Origin of the sequence: Alteromonas sp. KUL17 (assembly GCF_006538305.1) — a bacterium.
Classification (GTDB): Bacteria; Pseudomonadota; Gammaproteobacteria; order Enterobacterales; family Alteromonadaceae; genus Alteromonas; species Alteromonas macleodii.
In genome coordinates, this window is record NZ_BJKJ01000001.1 from 434,705 (window position 1) to 453,173 (window position 18,469).

18 protein-coding genes are annotated in these 18,469 nt (G+C 45.0%); 6 read left to right on the top strand and 12 right to left on the bottom strand.

Features of this window, described 5'->3' with window-relative positions; all coding sequences use genetic code 11:
- Window positions 1-299 precede the first annotated feature (299 nt).
- Both KUL49_RS01795 and KUL49_RS01800 read left to right on the top strand, forming a co-directional pair.
- Window positions 300-587, top strand: coding sequence for a hypothetical protein (locus KUL49_RS01795; RefSeq protein ID WP_014948232.1), 288 nt, complete (start codon window positions 300-302; stop codon window positions 585-587).
- A gap of 344 nt (window positions 588-931) precedes the next feature.
- Window positions 932-2,272, top strand: coding sequence for a nitrate regulatory protein (locus KUL49_RS01800; protein ID WP_014975658.1), 1,341 nt, complete (start codon window positions 932-934; stop codon window positions 2,270-2,272).
- A gap of 48 nt (window positions 2,273-2,320) precedes the next feature.
- On the opposite strand, the gene KUL49_RS01805 is transcribed toward KUL49_RS01800, so the two are convergent.
- From KUL49_RS01805 to KUL49_RS01820, 4 genes are all read right to left on the bottom strand, one after another.
- Window positions 2,321-2,965, bottom strand: coding sequence for a nucleotidyltransferase family protein (locus KUL49_RS01805; protein ID WP_131136094.1), 645 nt, complete (start codon window positions 2,963-2,965; stop codon window positions 2,321-2,323).
- Between the two features lie 2 nt (window positions 2,966-2,967).
- The gene (locus KUL49_RS21015) at window positions 2,968-3,372 is read right to left on the bottom strand and encodes a phosphatase PAP2 family protein (protein ID WP_308805562.1); all 405 of its coding nucleotides are present in this window, start codon (window positions 3,370-3,372) and stop codon (window positions 2,968-2,970) included.
- Window positions 3,373-3,692: 320 nt separating this feature from the next.
- Window positions 3,693-4,013 carry a BolA family transcriptional regulator gene (locus KUL49_RS01815; protein ID WP_131136095.1) on the bottom strand — a complete coding sequence of 107 codons (321 nt, stop codon included), beginning with the start codon at window positions 4,011-4,013 and terminating at the stop codon, window positions 3,693-3,695.
- A 5-nt stretch (window positions 4,014-4,018) separates the two neighbouring features.
- Window positions 4,019-4,660 carry an alpha-ketoglutarate-dependent dioxygenase AlkB gene (locus tag KUL49_RS01820; protein ID WP_131136096.1) on the bottom strand — a complete coding sequence of 214 codons (642 nt, stop codon included), beginning with the start codon at window positions 4,658-4,660 and terminating at the stop codon, window positions 4,019-4,021.
- Window positions 4,661-4,977: 317 nt separating this feature from the next.
- On the opposite strand from KUL49_RS01820, the gene KUL49_RS01825 reads away from it, so the two are divergent.
- On the top strand, window positions 4,978-6,210 hold the full coding sequence (locus KUL49_RS01825) for a methyltransferase (protein WP_131136097.1): 1,233 nt from the start codon (window positions 4,978-4,980) through the stop codon (window positions 6,208-6,210).
- A 33-nt stretch (window positions 6,211-6,243) separates the two neighbouring features.
- Window positions 6,244-6,852: a peptidylprolyl isomerase gene (locus KUL49_RS01830; protein WP_014975652.1), complete on the top strand. Its 609-nt coding sequence runs from the start codon at window positions 6,244-6,246 to the stop codon at window positions 6,850-6,852.
- Between the two features lie 90 nt (window positions 6,853-6,942).
- Here KUL49_RS01830 and KUL49_RS01835 read toward each other — a convergent pair whose 3' ends face one another.
- From KUL49_RS01835 to efp, 7 genes are all read right to left on the bottom strand, one after another.
- Entirely contained in the window at window positions 6,943-8,181 is a 1,239-nt protein-coding gene (locus KUL49_RS01835; RefSeq protein WP_131136112.1) for a dipeptidase, read from the bottom strand.
- 3 nt (window positions 8,182-8,184) lie between these two features.
- On the bottom strand, window positions 8,185-10,530 hold the full coding sequence (locus KUL49_RS01840; RefSeq protein WP_131136098.1) for a TonB-dependent receptor: 2,346 nt from the start codon (window positions 10,528-10,530) through the stop codon (window positions 8,185-8,187).
- Between the two features lie 335 nt (window positions 10,531-10,865).
- Window positions 10,866-11,381: a GNAT family N-acetyltransferase gene (locus KUL49_RS01845; protein ID WP_131136099.1), complete on the bottom strand. Its 516-nt coding sequence runs from the start codon at window positions 11,379-11,381 to the stop codon at window positions 10,866-10,868.
- 99 nt (window positions 11,382-11,480) lie between these two features.
- Complete coding sequence (locus KUL49_RS01850; protein WP_131136100.1) at window positions 11,481-12,098, bottom strand: gamma-glutamylcyclotransferase; 618 nt, start codon at window positions 12,096-12,098, stop codon at window positions 11,481-11,483.
- Window positions 12,099-12,267: 169 nt separating this feature from the next.
- Entirely contained in the window at window positions 12,268-14,778 is a 2,511-nt protein-coding gene (locus KUL49_RS01855) for a TonB-dependent receptor (RefSeq protein WP_131136101.1), read from the bottom strand.
- A gap of 180 nt (window positions 14,779-14,958) precedes the next feature.
- On the bottom strand, window positions 14,959-15,927 hold the full coding sequence (epmA, locus tag KUL49_RS01860) for an elongation factor P--(R)-beta-lysine ligase (RefSeq protein ID WP_131136102.1): 969 nt from the start codon (window positions 15,925-15,927) through the stop codon (window positions 14,959-14,961).
- Between the two features lie 85 nt (window positions 15,928-16,012).
- Entirely contained in the window at window positions 16,013-16,582 is a 570-nt protein-coding gene (gene efp, locus KUL49_RS01865) for an elongation factor P (protein ID WP_014975647.1), read from the bottom strand.
- Between the two features lie 36 nt (window positions 16,583-16,618).
- Between efp and epmB the strand changes: the two genes are divergently transcribed.
- Complete coding sequence (epmB, locus tag KUL49_RS01870; protein WP_131136103.1) at window positions 16,619-17,644, top strand: EF-P beta-lysylation protein EpmB; 1,026 nt, start codon at window positions 16,619-16,621, stop codon at window positions 17,642-17,644.
- A gap of 1 nt (window position 17,645) precedes the next feature.
- Here the strand turns inward: epmB and KUL49_RS01875 are convergent, their stop codons facing one another.
- A complete protein-coding gene (locus KUL49_RS01875) occupies window positions 17,646-17,837 on the bottom strand; it encodes a hypothetical protein (protein WP_014948215.1) in 192 nt (63 codons plus the stop codon).
- Between the two features lie 279 nt (window positions 17,838-18,116).
- Between KUL49_RS01875 and KUL49_RS01880 the strand changes: the two genes are divergently transcribed.
- Window positions 18,117-18,449: a hypothetical protein gene (locus KUL49_RS01880; protein WP_014975645.1), complete on the top strand. Its 333-nt coding sequence runs from the start codon at window positions 18,117-18,119 to the stop codon at window positions 18,447-18,449.
- Window positions 18,450-18,469 lie beyond the last annotated feature (20 nt).

An 18,469-nucleotide genomic window follows, 5' to 3' on the forward strand; every position in this document is an offset into this window, starting at 1 on the left:
TTACTAGGGCCTGTTGAACGTTGATGTGCAGCAAAGATCAACAGGCCCCAGTCCGAACTACTTGGCGCTTACGTGATAAGCGCAGGGCTCTTTGCCCCTTTCCTAATGCTGTGAGCTTGTCAATTTTTCATGTACGGTCTCAGGGCTTAATTTAATAGCGAATGCTGACAAATTGCATCGTACATGGCATCGTATAATGGTTTTTATTAACCGCGTCGTTCAATGCGCTTCGATTTCTAATACGGGGCTACGGTAAGACGTCGCAATAAGGCACAAGTCTTATTCAACGAGGAGTTAAAGTGGTACCTTATATTCTGACTATTTTGTGCGTGCTAGTGGCAGGCGCTATTCATTGGATGTCGCCGAAGGCTTATTGGAAAGCCACTATCATGTCGACCGCCGTTATTTTACTATTTTCTGTAGCAGCATTGTTCATCTTTAAAGCATCAGGAATGCTGGTTAGCGAGCACACTGGCGAGAATGCTGACTTTTCTGGGCAAATGTTAACTATCACCACAATGATTGCCTTCTTCGGTTTCTTAATTTCACTGTTTGTAGGTTGGTTTCTTCGCGTAGTCAGAAACTAATCCGGAAAGCAAAACCACATAGTTTGCGAGGCTGCACCATTTTGGCGCAGCTTCTTCTCTCCCAACGCCGCTAACCTTCCCGTCTCCCCTTATAAAGTCACCTCAAGTAAAAATTCCAGCCGAACCACATGCCGCTAAATGTCAGCACTCCGAGCGTTTTTGTTCACTCTAACGCTTATCTTCATTAATTCCAATAAACAGGGCATAAGTGTTGCTTGGTACACGTATTGCTCTGCTGAGTGCAGGGGGCTAAGAGCAATGAGTTTCAAAAAACGTTTCGCCAATAGATGCACTCATCAATAGAAAATTCGAAACGTGTGTACCGAAGATTAGCAGGCCTTAACATGCTTCATGAACCAGAACAGACCATTGCGCTTTGTAGCGACGCCACTAAGCGCTTTTTGCTAGCGGCCAAGCACGCCGAAATAACCGTGCTTGAGCAACTATCTAGTAATTGTCGAATTGTAATTGCCGTTCGAGAACTTATTCATGAACTGCAAAAAGAGCGTGGGGCCAGCAATATCTTTCTTGCTTCAAAAGGCGAGCGTTATGCCGCTGAGCGAATGCAGTACGTCAGTGCTAGCGAGCAAGCGGAGTCAATGTTGAAAAGCCACTTGAAATCGCTCTACCTGACAGATGAGATCACCACGGGTAACCCGCGGTTGTTGAGCAGCATTACACTTGCTATGCAGGCGACGGACTACCTGCCCAGACTGAGAGAACAGGTAAGCAAGCAGCTGCTGACACCACTGGAATCCACACGAGCATACAGTCGCCTTGTTGCCAGTTTACTTACGGTTATTTTTGAAGCGGCAGATATTGCAAGCGACCCAACAATCACTCGCTTATTGGTTGCACTGTTCAACTTTATGCAGGCAAAAGAATACGCTGGGCAGGAGCGGGCGTGGGGCGCTATTGGTTTCGCAGAAACTCATTTCGATGTTCGCCTTTGTGAAAAGCTGGCCGCGCTTCAGCATGCCCAAGAACATCACTTCAGTATATTCTGTGAGTTTAGCTGTAAGCCGCATAAAGATGCATTAGACGCGTTGAACAAAAGCCCTGCTGCAATCGATATTACACAGCTTAGAAATATGATTGCACAGCTTGGTGACGGCAGTCCGATTGCCGGAGAAATATCGGAAGTTTGGTTTGATGTAGCAACGCGTCGAATGGATGCAATGCAGACTATCGAAGTGGCGCTCACTGAGGCCCTTACTCAGCAAGCTAACAGTAAAGTCGCCGATGCAAAAAATGAGATGGCCAATCATCAGCAGTTGCTTACGCGCTTCAATGATGAACACGCTACTGATGGCTCACCGCTCACCTTATTGTTCGATCCAAGTATGCCAGGACTCGCGGAAGACACCAAAGAAGACGAAATCAAAACGCTATCACTTAACGAGCAAACGAAGACTTTATCTGCTCACCGCTCTTTTTATGATTTACTGCGTTCACAGGCCCAACACATAGAAGATATGGGTCGGGAGCTCGAAGAGGCCAAGCGTGCAATACAGGAACAAAAACTGATTGGGCGAGCAAAACTCGTAGTAATGGAGCAATTCGGATTAAGCGAAAATAACGCGTATCGTCGACTGCAAAAACAAGCTATGAGCGAAAATACGACCATAGCGGCTATTGCCGCTAAGATAGTAAATATTACAACAAAGACTACTGCTCAAAGGTAGCTACTCTCAATTGAGTCACTTCTAGTTTAATTAAGCGCGTTCTAGCTCTTAAGGAGAAACTAAAGTCAACAAAGGCCAAACAGTAAGCCAATTCTTAGAAGCTAGTCGCTGTTTAAAAACTTCGGGCCTTGGATATTTTGGGTTAATACTTATGGTGCCTGCGAAGTTTGCTTCTAAACCAAATGGCGCGAGTATGTCTAAATCATCATTGGCTAAAAGACGAACCGCAACACAGGTTTCTCGTTCTATCCAATAAGAAATAGCGTCGTGGCAATTTTGATAGGGAGCGTGCTCGTGAGCTACGTGCATACGCGCTTGGTTTTTAACTTGCCAATTAGCTTGAGGAACCATACGCGCTAGCTCACGTTCTATGGCTTGTTCTTGTGCTTTTAGCCCTGGTTTAGCAGCTGCAGAATTTGGTGAATAAGCTTGCGGTTGAGGTACTGATTCCAATGTATTATCGGCACTCGAAACACTTTGCGGCGGATTAATTTCACCACTAAAGTAAATCACATCAATATCGTTAAGCGGAGTTGGTGTCGCTCTTGCGTGTAACTCATCCCAAATGGCATTTCGAACAAATCCAGCACCAATGTACCCTTGCGGTAAATCGAGCGCTCTCAAAGCGCGCAGGCAACGCATGCGAAAAGGATCCCGCTTAATAATGTCGCCTAGCCGTTTGAGATCTTGCACGTTTAACCTTCGTCTTTTATACGCAGTTTGCGTTTCCACTTGATGATGTAAAAGCAAAAGGCAGCCATACTGCCACCAGCAAACCACCCTGCAATAATGTCGCTAGGCCAATGCACGCCCAATAAAATGCGGCTTAAGCCAATACAAAATACAAGAAAGGTGGCTGCCATGTAGATCCACACTTTTACTGAAGCGTTTTGCGTGAAGTACGTTAACAAATAGGCGATATAGAAATAAACAAGCGTAGATAAGGTAGCATGTGCAGAGGGGAAGCTTTGTGTATACACACTTACATCCTGCATGGGCAGCGGAGGACGAGGCCTGTCGATGCCAGCTTTGAGTAAGAAGGTCGTTGCGATCCCCACGGCAACAGCAATCAAAAAAGTCAGTGCCGTTTTTCTTTTCACCGGCCATCGCCAAGGCTCCGGCAACTGAAATCGTGACAAAGATAAGTGCCGTATTACTGCCTAACGCGGTGATATCGCGAAGCGCGTCTTCTTTCCAACCCGATACATTGCCTGCTTCGCTAATTACATTGAATAACGCATTGTCAAACGTAGTCAGCACGCCCATGTAGACAAACAACATCATAAGCAAAAAACCGGTGCCAAGTAGTAACACCTGAATAGAGGGGGTTTTAATGATGTCTAAGTAAGAGGCTAGCGCGCCGCTGTTTTTTGTTTCACTGCTTGTCATAAATCTACTTCCATTTAGTACAAAAAGAGCGTTATTGGTCGTGCTTGCTACCACCAAGGCAGTTTGGCGATACCATAGATTGCCCACCTCGAGCTTCCCACTCTGCAGGCGTATACGTGTGAAGTGCCAACGCATGAACAGGCCCCTGCAGCGCTTCAGCCGCAAGACCGTTAATTTCTCTGTGTCTCGCTATTAAGCGCTTATCCTCAAAAGCATCACTCACTACCGTTACTTTGAAATGACTTTGAGCCCCTTCTGGAACATTGTGCATAAAACTCTCATCTACAACCTCGAGAAAACTCGGATTAAGTGCAGCTTCAATCGTAGTTTCCAGAAACGCTTTTACTTGCATTTGGCTTACCTTGTTCTGTGAATAAGATGTCGGAATGTAAGATTAATTCTACCACCGATAGGCTTAGCCGTCTTCGCAATACCGTGCACATAATGACTTTGTGTTGTTCCTGCCATAATTAATACACTGCCGTGCTCAAGCACCTGTGTATACTTTTCCTTTGTTTCTTTGTGCTTAAAAACAAAGGGCCTTGCTTCACCTAAGGTGACGGATGCAATAACCGGGTTTATACCCAACTCAGGCTCATCGTCTGAATGAAAGCTCATGCTATCTTGTCCGTCACGATACCAATTCGCTAACACACTGTTGAACTTTGTATTTTGGGTTGGAGCACATAACGCTTCACAACAATCCTTAATACTTAAAAGGCTGTTCGTCCACGGATTTGGCGACATGGTTAAATTCGAATAGGTATAGATGCAATCGTCATCGCCGTGCCAGCTCTGAAGGCGGGGAATTTTTACCGGCTTGCCAAACAACCTAATAGTATCTTGACGCCAAGGTAACTCGGTCTGCAGTCGATCAAAAAAAACATCCGCATCTTCTTTTGATAGCGCTTTAGGAAAATAGGTAACATCGCCCTCTGACAGCGGGAGCTTATGAGATGAGCTATTGTTTTCTGGGGTCTCGAAAAGAGAAAACTGCATGCGTAACTATGATATTTCCGGTGATTTATAATTTTGGCTATGGGCACTTGATCTCAAAAGTGCTTAAACACACCTTTGAAGTTCCCCCAATTACACCTTAATTACGCATGCATTGCTAATGTGGATTTTTCTGCGAACTATAAAAGTGATTCTTCCACCATTACATTGTCACCATCAACATTGCACGGCATAAGAATAACACGTTATTGGTTAGAGCCGCGTGGCTGATATGATAAGATAGGCAGCGCGTACATAAACCAAATAGGCATTCCCAAAAGTATGTGAGTGCTTTGAGCCATCTCTGAAAACAGACTCCAATGAATACAGAATTTATTTTTGCCGACCGACAATTCTCGCTTATTCGCTACCCTGAAAAGCACCAGCACATAAGCCTTCAAGCATGGGATAGCGCTGATGAACTCGTTATTGAGCACATTGAGAGCTTATTAAGTGAAGCGTCGCTTTCAATTGGCAGTGGTGACAATGATGACGCAATGATGATTTTTAACGACGATTTCGGTGCGTTGGGTTGTTGGTTTTCGCACTTAGCACCTTACTGGGTATCTGACTCCTATATATCTTTGCGATCACTCTCTGAGAATTTAAAAGCCAATCATTTACTGGGTAATGCAGAGACGAGCAATAAAAACGGCCTGCTAACCGCGCCGCTGAAAACCTTGACTAGCGTGCAAAGCTTAACGTTTAAGCCAGAAAAGGCGCCGAGTCTTGTTGTGCTGAAGGTCCCCCGCGCCCTTGCACTTCTTGAACAGCAGCTTATTGATTTACAAAAATATATAACACCTGACACGCGTGTTATCGCAACCGGTAAAGTGAAGACCATCACAAAATCCGTACTCAACCTATTTGAACGATATATTGGCCCCACCACCACGTCCCTTGCCAAGAAGAAATCGCGGCTTGTGTTCGCTTCGCCTCGTGAGTCAATAAAACTATCTGACTCGCCCTATCCGACGCGTTGGCAGTGTAAAAGTACGATGGGAACGGCGTTAACTATAGACAATCTGGCGAATACGTTTTCCCGACAGTCATTAGATATAGGCGCTCGCATTATGCTTGAACATATGACGGTGAGCGCTAATGATGTGGTGGTAGATTTAGGCTGCGGCAACGGAGTACTGGGGGTTAATGCCCTTTCTCTTGCCCCTGATGCCAAAGTAATATTTGTGGATGAGTCGTATATGGCGTTAGAAAGTGCCAGACTCAATGTGCTCAACAACTTCCCGGATAAAATTGATCAATGTGAGTTTGTTGCAAGTAATTGCCTTGAAACATTAATCAATAGAGAGAATAAACCTGCTGTTACCAAAATTCTGTGTAACCCACCGTTTCATCAACAAAACGCAATCACTGACCATATTGCATGGCAAATGTTCACTGATTCCCGGGACGTACTTATTAAAAGCGGTCACTTAGTGGTGGTTGGTAACCGACACCTCGACTATCACATTAAACTTAAAAAGTTGTTTGGTGGCGCTAAGGTACTTGCGAGTGACAAAAAGTTCGTTATCTTAGGCACTGCAAAACGTTAAGCCGAATTAAGGAAAACATTTAAAGGCATTTTTATGAAGAAAATACTTTTATCACTGCTGACCGCCATCATGCTAATAGGCAGCAGTTCACCTGTTATGGCCAAGAAAGACGATGGGTCTCAGGTTCAGCCAGATAACTATTACCCTCGGGTGAAAATAGAAACCACCATGGGCGATATTGTGGTTGAACTGGACAGAAGACGTGCGCCAATTACCGTAAATAACTTTCTTCGTTATGTTGATAAGCGCGCCTACGAAGACACCATTTTTCACCGCATCGTGCCCGGTTTTGTAGTGCAAGGTGGCGGTTACACCGCTGACTTCAACGGCAAGTCGAACTTTCCAGATATCTTCAATGAGTCTGGTAACGGTTTGACTAACGACCTGCACACTATTGCAATGGCAAGGCAAGGTGACCCGCATACCGCAAACCGACAATTTTTCTTCAACGTGAATGACAACAGCAGCTTAAACCCCGGAAGAGACTGGGGCTACGCGGTTTTTGGCGTAATTGTTGAAGGCGAAGATATTGTTGATGCCATGTCGGAAGTAGAAACTGAATATTCGATTCGCCTTAACGCGAATAACGTACCCATTGAGCCGATCATTATTAAAAAGATGACCGTGTTACCACCGTTGTAAAGTTCCCCAACTAAAATTAGCGTTAACTTTAAAGACATTAGTGTCCTTATCTTGTAAAGATAAGGACACTTTTTACGATTTAGGCAAGGTTCATTTTAAAGACTCGGCGTAGTCTTGTGCTTGAGAAAGCAAGCGTAGAACGTTGTTTCCCCAAATATCCGCTAAGTCTTCTTCGGTATATCCTTCGGCCAAAAGCCTTTCTGTTATAAGAGGCAGTGCAGCAACGTCCATCATGCGCTCAACACCTCCGCCTCCATCCCAGTCTGCACCTACACCAGTATGCTTAGGACCCGCAATTTTCAGAATGTGAAGGAAATGCGCCATATAATCTTCGAAGGTGGCACGAACCGCTGGGTGCTCCATATCAATTTGTTTTCGCTTAAGCTTTAATGCCGTGACTTCTTCAGCAGTCATCTCGGCAATATTACCCATTTGCTTAAACAATTCTCCATATGCTTTTTTGCGTTCTGGGTCGCTCGGTAGCTCTGTTAGGTAGGACCCATAAGCGTTTACATGAATAACACCGCCGCTTTCAACTAACTTTTTAAGCAACTCGTCGTCAATATTACGCGGATGATCATAGACCGACTTAGTGCCAGAATGAGAAAGAATCACTGGTGTTTTGGACAATCGAATCATGTCTTCTAAGAGTTCATCATGAGCGTGCGAACCATCTAGAATAATCCCTAGCTCATTTGCCTTTTTTACCAACTTCTCTCCCAACGGAGACAAGCCTCCGTATTGTTGGCCATTGGGATCGGTTGAGCTATCGCCAAATTGATTATTCTTGAAGTGTACAGGCCCAACCATTCTTAAGCCCATCTTGTAGAAGGTTTCTAAGAGACTTAAGTCTTCTCCTAGTGGGTAGGCGTTTTCCATACTGATATAGACAATTTTCTTCCCTTCATCAGTAATCGCTTTTGCATCGCCCGGGTTAGTAGCAAGAGCAAAAGTGTCAGGGTTGGCTTCGACCATCTTATGAATTGCCATCGCTCGCAGCAGCGCCGTATCTCGAGCAGACTTGAATCCTTCATCAGTTACCGGCCCTTGTGATGTGTATATAACCCAAAAACCACCATCTAGACCTCCGGCATCCATTCTTGGCACATCGACCTGAGAGAAGTCTCCATCCACCGTATGGGCATGCATAATGTCAAAGCCCGGCTGCACGAGTAACGCTGGCGTGTCTAAATGGGTGTCCATTACAACCATGGATTCATGAAACGCTTGAGTTTTAGACTCATTACCAGGCGACTGTGCACAGACACACATTGAAGATATGGATAAAGAGAAAGCAATCGCACTTAACTTCATACTTTTAACACTCATCATTTAAAAATCCACCGTTACTGTTGCTTGGAATGTACGGGGGCTTAAAGGTCGTCCAAACGAAGAGCCCGTAAAACCGAAAGACATCACTTCTTTATCAAACACGTTATCTACATTAAAACGCAGTCGAACATTTTCTGGCATCCCAAAATTGTTCGGGCCTCCAATATCAATGTAAGCTTGCGCCACCAGATAGCTTTCTAGCTCATACGTTTCGTTGAAGTCGGTATAGCGGATATCTGTATACTTTGCTGAGAAGTTAGCAACCAACCACTCAGTAGGTTCATAAGTTACTCCACCTGTCATTAGCCATTCAGGGCTATCGGGTAATTGACTACCAGCAGGATTGCCTGCAAAACCATCCACTAACTCTGCTTTTTTAAACGAAACATTAGCATTGAAATAGAGCTTTCTATCGAACATTTCTGGCTGAAAAACACCACTAAACTCAATACCATAAGCTTTCGATGCACCAGCATTCACATAAAAGGTTTCTGGCTGACCTGTAGCAGGATTGATGACGCTACTTGCAATTAAACGATTATCAAAACGTGTGTAAAACAGCGCAACAGCCCCGTTGTAATGCTCGCGATTAGTTCTAAAGCCCAGTTCATAGTTATCTGCTTCCTCACCTTCCGGTGCTTCCACATCAAAGCCTACCGCGTTATCAAAGATGTCGTCGGTTCCAGCTGGCAATGCAAAATTTTGCGCGTAGGAAGCAAAAAGCTGATCAGTATCGTTAAGACGATATACAGCCCCCACCATTGGTAAGAAATTATCGGTGTATTCAGCGTCTACTGATTGCGGCCCATAGCCAGGCTCTCCATCAATTTCATAGTCGTCATAATCGCGATAGCCATCTAATGAATAATCTATAGACAGTGACTTAAAGCCAACCTCCAACAGAAGGTCATCATCCATCATGCTGAAGTTATCTTTTATAAAGAGTTGCGTAGTATCACGAACTGCAGTGTAGTCGCGACGATAGTACGCCACCTCATCGTAAATAACTTCACCATCAGCACTCCCCCCGGTTTTGTTAAGGCGGGCTTGTGTTCGGTTATAAGTATCCTCTTCAATCCAACCACCTGCTTCTAATTTATGGTCTCCCATGAACCAGGTCACACTTCCAACAAGACCTTCACGTTCACCACCAACTGTCGATAGGCCGTACTGGACTCCTCTAGGGTGAACTACATCTAGACCTGCGGCAGCTTGATCAGTATAAATACTTAGTGTGTTGGTGTAGCTATCAGGCGAAACTCCATAGCCATTTTTATCTTCATAGTAAGCTGTAACTTCAAGCTGTACTTCGTCAGTTAAGTAAGTACCAAAGCCTAATGAATAAAGCTTGTCGTCGCGTATATTAATTCTGTCTTCGTAATAGCTTGTACAGTTTGAACCTGTGAATACAGGCGTAAAATCAGTATCGTCTATAGTGCCATCACCGTTAAAGTCATATACTTCAGGCTGCGCTTCGATACATCCTTCAGGTATGGTGTCTAAGTAACTATAGTAATAGTCATCTTTAAAGACTGACGCTGGCGCAGAGGGCGAGTCATAATCAAAAAAGTCATTGGAAACATATGTAGCTTGAATATAGCTGCTGCCAAACTCGTAAAGCGCCTTAGCTTCAATGTGCTCACGGTCGATTGTACCAGGGCCCCGCCATAGTTCAGAATCGGTTTTTGAACGGCTAACGTAAGCCTTAAATCCTTCAATATCACCCGTTTCCAGTTTCACGAAAGTACGTTGTAAATCGAAGTCACCCGCGGTAATGGCCACCATTCCGCCCATTTCATCCGAAGGCCTTACCGTATTATATTGTGCAATAGGCCCCAGTGACGCGTAAGTTGGAGCAGATACATCGCCCGCACCTGGAGAGGCGATTACAGCCCCTAAATTTTCGTTATCAACATAACGAAAGATTGGGCTACCGCCAAATGCATCAGAACGCCCCATAGGAATTCCATCAAGCACAAAACCCATCTGACTGAGCTGAAACGCTCTCACTTGAACCGAATTACCGAACTCATAAAGACCCAGAGCACCATCGGTTTGTACATTGAAGCCCGGTAAGCTTTCCAACATTTTCAGGCCGGATATTCCTGAGGGAGCTGAAAGCAATTCTTCGCGGCTTACGGCAAGTGTATTGGTGGCTTCATCGGTACCAATCGCAATATCCGTTTGTGAAACGCGCCGCCCAGTTACGACAATTTTCTCTTCAGTTTCGGTTTGTTGATCTGTTTGCGATTGTTGAGCATTCACATGTGATGACATCAATGCTTGGCCAATTACACCGGCCAACAACGAATATTTAAAGCTTTTGTGTGTACGTCTTGTGTTCATAGTTGTGCTCTTCTTTATCTGTTTTTATAGTCTGATAAGCAACCCTATTATTGTTCTGCGCACTTCCTTATGCGGTGATAACTTAAGAGCATTTTCAATAGCTATACCAAGACGATGGGAAAGAGATAAAGATTGGACGAAATGCCATCTCACAGAGATAGATTACGTATCCAGCACGTTAAGATACTCAAGAAAAAACATCTTTTAACGTTCTAACAACACGAATATAAGAGGAAGATCGTTTAGATAGGCACCATAGCGAAGCGATGCACCAAATTAGACAAAAGTATAATAAAATTAATAAGTATTTCTGAACTAGCGCTTCTTTTTATAAGTTATCGTAGTTCCAACCTGAACAAATGCTGTTTTGGGAACGTTTTGTCGAAGTAAAAGCCCTGCTTGTTAAACCCTAAGCGCTGTAAAAGCTTCTGCGACGCCATATTTTCTGGGTGCGTCATGGCTGTTAAAAAACGATAGTCCTTAGACGCAGACCACGCTATAACACACTGACATGCCTCATAACATATACCCTTGCCTCTTGCTTCAGGCAGCATGGCAAAGCCTAAATCTGGACATTCAAATGCAAAGCGATTGAAGAGACCACAAACCCCTAAAGGTTGTTTGGTTTCGGTTAATTCGACAGCCAGCAGGCCATACCCCCACTCTTCGCGCTGCGCATTTGTTTTGCCAATGTAGTCACACGCATCGTCTGCTGTATGGACATTTTTACTTCCAATGTATCTAAGCCATAGCGGGTCCTGCTGCAGCGCAAGAACCCAGTGTTTATCATCAAAAGTAAGCGGCCGTAGCGTTATTTTATCGTTTGTAAAAATAGCGGTGTTTGTGTTCACACTAATCCTTTTAGCAAAGTTTTTATGACGCGCATGTAGTACTCGCTTTTGTACCTCTACATTTGAACGTATAACTAGAAGTAAGACCTAAGGCAAACACTATTTCTTTGCTAGAAGCCTGTCTATGTGCTCAAAGTGGTCTGGATTGACCACTGCCGCGCGGGGGTACTTCGGGTTCGCTCTGTCGTTTACTCTTGGGTGCTCCCACAACGATGTATGGACGATAAATCGCTCGGCTTCCTCTATACCACCGTGCTCTAAGCATCCACTCAAGCATGTATCTACGTACGTTTGATGTACGGGATAGGCGTCATTTGCCTGTGTACAATCGAGTGTTTCGCAAATCCAAAAGGTAAATTGTGCAAGCACATCGTCTAGAGACGCAGAACCCTTGTGTTGATGAAAGTTGAGTGCTTTAGCGCTTACTTCGACAAACCGATAGTCTTTTTCTCTCTCCTGTAAGGCAGGGTTAATTTGTGTTGGGATAAGCTGGGCGTTTAATTTGCTATGCGCATTGGCCACGGCGCCAACGTAAGTCTGCTTTTCATGAAGACTTCGCGTCACCCATGCCCTTTCGAAGCCAGAAACCGTCACAGGGATCCCTGGTGTAAAAATGTTGGAGTAGCGCTCTCGGCTGTCTTTGCTAAGTAAGCTTCCATAACCTAACACCATGTGTTTTTCGGTTTGCGTACTTAACCAATTCGCTATTTCATTCATTTTCACCTCTACTTCACAACCGCTCGACGTTTACCATCTTAAGCATGTTTATCTTTGCAGTTTATTCAACTGGAAAAAATCGTACTGACCACTTTCCCCTAGTATAAAAAAAGGCGATGTACTGAGAGCCCCAATACATCGCCTTGTATACCGCAGTGGAGTTGTTTAATTAAAACAACGCTCTCACACCCATAGTAAAGTTTCTACCTGGAAGCGGTGCTTGGTCTTTTAAGAAAGATGTATGAACACGGGCTTCCTCGTCAGTTAGGTTTTCACCGCGCGCAAACACTACCCAGTCAATGCCCTGTGTGCCAAATTCATATTGCACGCTTGCGTTAACCAAGGTGTAACCGTCGGTTGCAGTCTCAAATGACGCAACTTCATTTTGGTCGTCGTACCACGTAAAGCCCACGTCAGCACTTAAACCATCGTTCACGTAGCTTAATTCACTACCAAAGCGCATAGGCGGCGTGCGGGGAAGGTTGTCGTCTTCTATTTCTGCGCGGATATAGTCACCAAATACGGTTAAGCGTAGCGTGTCTGATAAATCAACGTAAGTTTCTGCTTCGAAGCCCCAAATGTCAGCGTCAGCTTGTTGGAAGTAATAGATAGGCAAGCCTTCTTCATCGCCGTGTTCATCATGTCCATGTTCTTCGTGCTCGCTTTCTAATCCTTCCTCTTCGTGCTCATCGTGTTCTTCGTGCTCGCTGAGCGCAATTAAGCCTGTGCTTGTTTGGAAGATATAGTCATCTGCTTGATTGTAGAAGAACGACGCACTGTAGCCCCAGCTTCCAGTAAACTTACGGAAAGTAATATCCAAGTTGGTGCTAACTTCCTCGTTAACACTTCTTAAGTCTTCTTCAATATGGCCTTCCTCGTCCATATCAAATACTAGACCTACTTCGTAGCTTTGGGTTGCTAAGTGCTGGCCTGCAGAAAAGAGTTCTTGCTGGCTAGGCGCGCGTTCGCTGCGTGATAAAGTCACTGCAATAGAGTGGCCTTCCTGGTATTCCCAGTTAGCGCCCGCTGAAAGCGACAGGCTAGTGAAGTCATAATCAGGGAAGTTGAAAGCAACAGCGTGCTCTTCATGTTCTTCACCCTCATGCTCTTCATCGTGCTCTTCGCCCTCGTGCTCCTCACCTTCATGCTCATCATGTTCTTCATGTAAAACGTCAAGTTCTACTTCGCTTGCGTCAGCATCCAAAGTCGTTCGCTCTAGTCGGCCACCAAGCTCAAAGGTTACATCACCTACTTTCTTTTGTTCTATAACATAAAGTGCGTAGCTCGATGTAGTATTAGCGGGGGTAAAGGCTTCTTCGCCTACGGCATTGTAATCGCTATGATTAAACTGTAGCCCGAATACGCCGTGCCAGCCGTTCACTTCTTCGTGATAAGCAGACAGGCGAATGTCGCTCGATTCATTTGTGAATACAGTGCCTGGTTCACCATCTTCAATTTCAGCATGTTCGTAATCGGTGTAGGCTGCGGCAAACTTAAGGTTTGTAAGTCCACGTACTGGAGAGTGCCATTCACCGGCTGCTTGATAGCGAGTCATATCTACATCAAGTAACACGCCTTCTTCAGCGTGTTCTTCATGATCATGTTCTTCAAGGTCGTGGTCTTCGCCCTCATGCTCTTCGTCGTGCTCTTCCTCACCATGAGCATGACTATGGCCAGGTACGCCATATTTATTGTCGAGTTGTTCAACCGCAAAACCGAAGTAGCCTTCTTCGGCCACGTAAGATAAACCTGCAACGACGTTACGCGTCTCCATTGCGCTGCTTTCTAGGACACCGTTTGGTTCATCTTCATCGGGTTCGATAGACGCAAAGCCCGGAATATCCGCGTTGTCTGTATCGCGATAAAACCCGTCGACATGCCATACAATATTGCCACTGCCACCCGTTACATCTGCACGGGTATACGAGCCGTTATTCACTGTGCTGTAGCTAGTTTCAGCTTCGCCTTCTACGCCGTCTAACTGATACTGAGGAATACGTTTGTCAACCACGTTAACCACACCACCAATAGCGCCACTGCCGTATTGAAGCGTCGCAGGACCGCGAAGTACTTCCACCTGCGTTGCACTTGAGAGTGTGGTGGCGACATTGTGATCTGGACCTACTCGAGATACATCAGATACATCCAAACCGTTTTGAACAATCTTGACACGCGGGCCGTCGTTACCGCGAATAACTGGGCTGCTTGAAACCGGGCCAAAATAAGTGCTGTGCACACCAGGCGCGTTTTTTAGGGTTTCCCCTAAGGTTGGTGCTTCTATTTTACGTAATTTTTCAGCACCAATGACGGTCACTGGCGTAACAGATTCCAGTACTGATGATTGAAGCGCATTGGCGGTAACCACGATATTTTCGACGGATGCAGGCTTTAAAACGAAGTCTACATTTTGATCCGTATTTACGTCGCCTAAGTCGTTATCACCATGAATGTAGTTTGAAGAATAAACATGTAAATGAATATGTGGCTGCTTTACATCGTCAAAACGGTAAACACCATTTGCATCGGTGTATGCTACACGGCGGCTGCCTTCAATCTTTACTTCAGCCCCTGTAACAGGCTGGCCTGCCGTGTCAGTGACTTTTCCTGTTACCGTTGTGGCATACACAGGCGCACTTAACAGCCCTGCTATGGACAAACTTAGCAGTGAACGCATTTTCATGGGTATTCCTCTGAGGATGTTATAACATTATTTAGTGATGTTATAACATTTTTCAGCATTGACTTGCTCATGTCAACAGCAGGTCAACGTAACTTACCAGTTATCTAACGTTATTTAATGTTTTGTGACTATTTAAGTGCAAAGTCAGCGCTTTTCTAACCCATTAGTAATAAAAAGGCTTTAAGCTCTGTTTACCGTAAAGTTGATCACTTCTTGTATGTGTTTTGCATCGGTTTTAAGCATAAGCAGACGATCGATGCCCAGCGCCACACCTGAACACGATGGCAATCCGGCATCAAGCGCGCTTAGAAAGTTTTCATCAATGGGCTTTGCAGGTAAACCCGTTTCTTTGCGTTTCTCGTTATCAGTTTCAAAACGCTCACGCTGCTCTTTTGCCGCACTTAACTCATGGAAACCGTTAGCAAGTTCAGCGCCTTTGTAATACACCTCAAAGCGCTCGGCAACCCGTTCATCAACTGGGCTCAGTTTGGCAAGCGCCGCCTGAGAAGCAGGGAAATCGTAGATGAAGCACGGTTTTTCGTTACCGATTTTAGGTTCGATTACAAAGCTGAATAACAGTTGTAATTTGCTGTCATAGCTTAAGCTTTGCGGCGCGTGAATATCTATGTTCTGCTCTTCCATTGCCTTTAGCAAAACGTCGTTATCAGCACTTAATGGGTCAATTTTTAAATAGGTTTGAAAGGCTTGCTGATACGTCACCTTCTCGGCCGAAGCGGTGTTAAGAGTTTCTTGCAGCAAGGCGTCAACCTCGTCCATTAGCGCAAAATGATCAAAACCTAAGCGGTACCACTCTAGCATGGTAAACTCAGGGTTATGCCAGCGCCCTTCACCTTCATGGCGAAACGCTTTACACACTTGATAAATACTACCGCTGTCAGCGCACAGTAACCGCTTCATGGCATATTCAGGGGAAGTTTGAAGATACAGCGTAGTTGGCTTACCGGATGAGGCAAAATTGAATTGTGTATCAAACGCATCTAAATGCTCATCGGTAACCGTACCGTTTGAAAGTAAAGGCGTATCGACCTCTAACACGTTTCTTGCGTAAAAAAACTCACGGATTGTTCTGAGTAACTCTGCTCGCGCAACACGGGCTTCATAAGTGGTAGTAGGCTGCCAAGATTGCATGTATTCAAACCTAAAAAGAATAGCTAAAACAAAAAACCGGTACACTAAGGCACCGGCTTTACACGTATACAGAATGTCTCAGATACTATTTTTGTGCGCGAGACACGTATTCGCCAGAGCGCGTATCTACACGGATAACTTCGCCTGTTTGAACGAATAGAGGAACGCGGACAACTGCACCCGTGCTAAGCGTTGCTGGCTTACCGCCAGTGCCTGCTGTATCACCTTTAAGGCCAGGATCAGTTTCAGTGATTTCAAGCTCAACGAAGTTTGGTGGCGTTACTGTGATAGGTGAACCATTCCACAGTGTAATGGTGCAAACGTCGTTTTCTACCAGCCACTTTTTATTCTCACCCACTGCTTTTTCGTCTGCAGCGATTTGTTCGAATGTATCGTTGTTCATAAAGTGGTAGAATTCGCCGTCGGTGTACAAGTAGGCAAGTTCCGTATCCATTACGTCTGCGCCTTCTACTGATTCACCTGAGCGGAAAGTTTTCTCTAAAACTTTACCTGAAATAAGCTTGCGGATTTTTACGCGGTTAAACGCTTGGCCCTTACCCGGCTTTACGTATTCGTTTTCTAGGATGTTGCAAGGTTCGCCGTCCAGCATGATTTTCAGGCCGCCTTTGAACTCGTTAGTGCTGTAATTAGCCATAATTCCTCTGTCTAAACATAAGGTACAAAAAGTTTCGTGGAACAAATAATACCTAAAAAACCGATTTCTGTAGAGCATAACTGGCAAAAAGAATTAGCAAGTAGCTTTACCGATCCTGCAAAGCTCTTGCAACACTTAGGTTTAGACCGAGAAAAATACGCACAACACATTAAAGCACGTCGTCTTTTTCCTATGCGTGTTCCACGACATTTTGTGGATCTGATGGAAAAGGGAAACCCTAACGACCCGCTGTTTTTGCAAGTCATGCCGCTTAGCGATGAATTCCTAACATCACCCGGTTATAGCGAAGATCCGTTAGACGAGCACGACACCGCAGGCAAAGGCATACTGCATAAATACGATTCTCGCGTGTTGTTAATGGTTCGCACTGGCTGTGCAGTAAACTGCCGTTACTGTTTTCGCCGCCATTTTCCTTACGCCGACAATGCGGTAAGTAAGCACCAATGGCTTGATGTGCTTGAATACCTTCGCAGTAATAACAAAATTAATGAGGTGATTTTTTCAGGTGGCGACCCACTGATGGCGAAAGATGAACATTTGTCGTGGTTAGCCAACGAAATTGCCGCCATTCCCCATATAAAACGCCTGCGTATTCATAGCCGTCTGCCGGTAGTGCTACCAGAACGAATTAGCCATGACTTTGTTGAATGGTTTACCGCATTGCCGCTTCAAAAAGTATTAGTGCTGCATGCAAACCACGCGAATGAGATGTCAGAAACGCTAAAATCCCGATTAAACACAGTACGAGAGAGAGGTGTGACCCTGCTCAATCAGTCGGTATTGCTAAAAGGCGTAAACGATTCCGGCGATGCCATAAGTGATTTAAGTGAAACGCTATTTGAGGCTGGAGTACTGCCCTATTACTTGCACGTGTTAGATAAAGTGCAGGGTGCGAGTCATTTTTATGTGAGTGATGATGAAGGTCGCCAGATTATGGAAGAAGCGATAAAGCGTCTGCCGGGCTTCTTGGTGCCAAAACTGGTGAGAGAAATTGGCGGTCAACCCGGCAAAACGCCTATCGACTTACATTTGCACCCGTAACTTACGCGTAGGTATCAATGTTGGCGCCTAATGCGGGGTTTGAAGATGACGTTTTTGGTACGTCAGCGGCTGATTCCAGCAGCTGAAGCGACGCTTTTCCCTCTTGCTCTTGCTGGCTTTTTGCCAACTTAAGAGAGGCCAACTCAAGTGACGCACCGGACGTTCCAGAGGCACTAGTACCTTGTAGATCCATACCATTTTCCTTTGTTGCTTGTAGCAAAGTAAAAAAATGGGCAGAATTGCCCACCCTTACGGCGTGTTGTCCATTACATTAATAGCAAGCGGCTCAATTACCCGCAGACTTCGTAATTTACAACTGACTTCAGGTTATCGGCCTTGAAAGGCGAAACTTTAATCATTATTTACCGTGATACATTCGGCGTAGCATAAATGATAGCTGCGCAATATATATGAACATTAAGTGTGCGGCTAACGCGTGCACCGGATTACATTAGAAACAAAAGGCGTGACCATGCAACAGAGCCAAGAGATGCAAGCTGTCCATCAACAACTTCAAGAAACACTTCAAACGCTGCACCGCAAAGCTGTTGATGCCGACCAAATACTAGATAGTTTACAGCGCGATCAAAAAGGGAAGTTTGCAGCCGTTTTCGCAGATGACAGTGGGTTTAGCACATCAGCAAAACGCTTTGGTCCATATGTTCAAGAGATTGCAAATGACTGGCAATCGCTAAAGGAACTGGATGATGATGCGGCCAAACAAGCCCTAGCGCCATTAGTTAAAAAAATAGAGTTGGCGCTGGTGACCATTGCGCAATTTCAGCAATCCCTATCTAAAAGCTAGCGCGGGCTAAAATATATCTT

Coding starts and splice junctions, on each gene's coding strand:
- KUL49_RS01800 (WP_014975658.1), top strand. CDS start 932: ATGCTTCATGAACCAGAACAGACCATTGCGCTTTGTAGCGACGCCACT.
- KUL49_RS01815 (WP_131136095.1), bottom strand. CDS start 4,013: ATGCAAGTAAAAGCGTTTCTGGAAACTACGATTGAAGCTGCACTTAAT.
- KUL49_RS01820 (WP_131136096.1), bottom strand. CDS start 4,660: ATGCAGTTTTCTCTTTTCGAGACCCCAGAAAACAATAGCTCATCTCAT.
- KUL49_RS01825 (WP_131136097.1), top strand. CDS start 4,978: ATGAATACAGAATTTATTTTTGCCGACCGACAATTCTCGCTTATTCGC.
- KUL49_RS01830 (WP_014975652.1), top strand. CDS start 6,244: ATGAAGAAAATACTTTTATCACTGCTGACCGCCATCATGCTAATAGGC.
- KUL49_RS01835 (WP_131136112.1), bottom strand. CDS start 8,181: ATGAGTGTTAAAAGTATGAAGTTAAGTGCGATTGCTTTCTCTTTATCC.
- KUL49_RS01840 (WP_131136098.1), bottom strand. CDS start 10,530: ATGAACACAAGACGTACACACAAAAGCTTTAAATATTCGTTGTTGGCC.
- KUL49_RS01850 (WP_131136100.1), bottom strand. CDS start 12,098: ATGAATGAAATAGCGAATTGGTTAAGTACGCAAACCGAAAAACACATG.
- KUL49_RS01855 (WP_131136101.1), bottom strand. CDS start 14,778: ATGAAAATGCGTTCACTGCTAAGTTTGTCCATAGCAGGGCTGTTAAGT.
- epmA (WP_131136102.1), bottom strand. CDS start 15,927: ATGCAATCTTGGCAGCCTACTACCACTTATGAAGCCCGTGTTGCGCGA.
- efp (WP_014975647.1), bottom strand. CDS start 16,582: ATGGCTAATTACAGCACTAACGAGTTCAAAGGCGGCCTGAAAATCATG.
- KUL49_RS01875 (WP_014948215.1), bottom strand. CDS start 17,837: ATGGATCTACAAGGTACTAGTGCCTCTGGAACGTCCGGTGCGTCACTT.
- KUL49_RS01880 (WP_014975645.1), top strand. CDS start 18,117: ATGCAACAGAGCCAAGAGATGCAAGCTGTCCATCAACAACTTCAAGAA.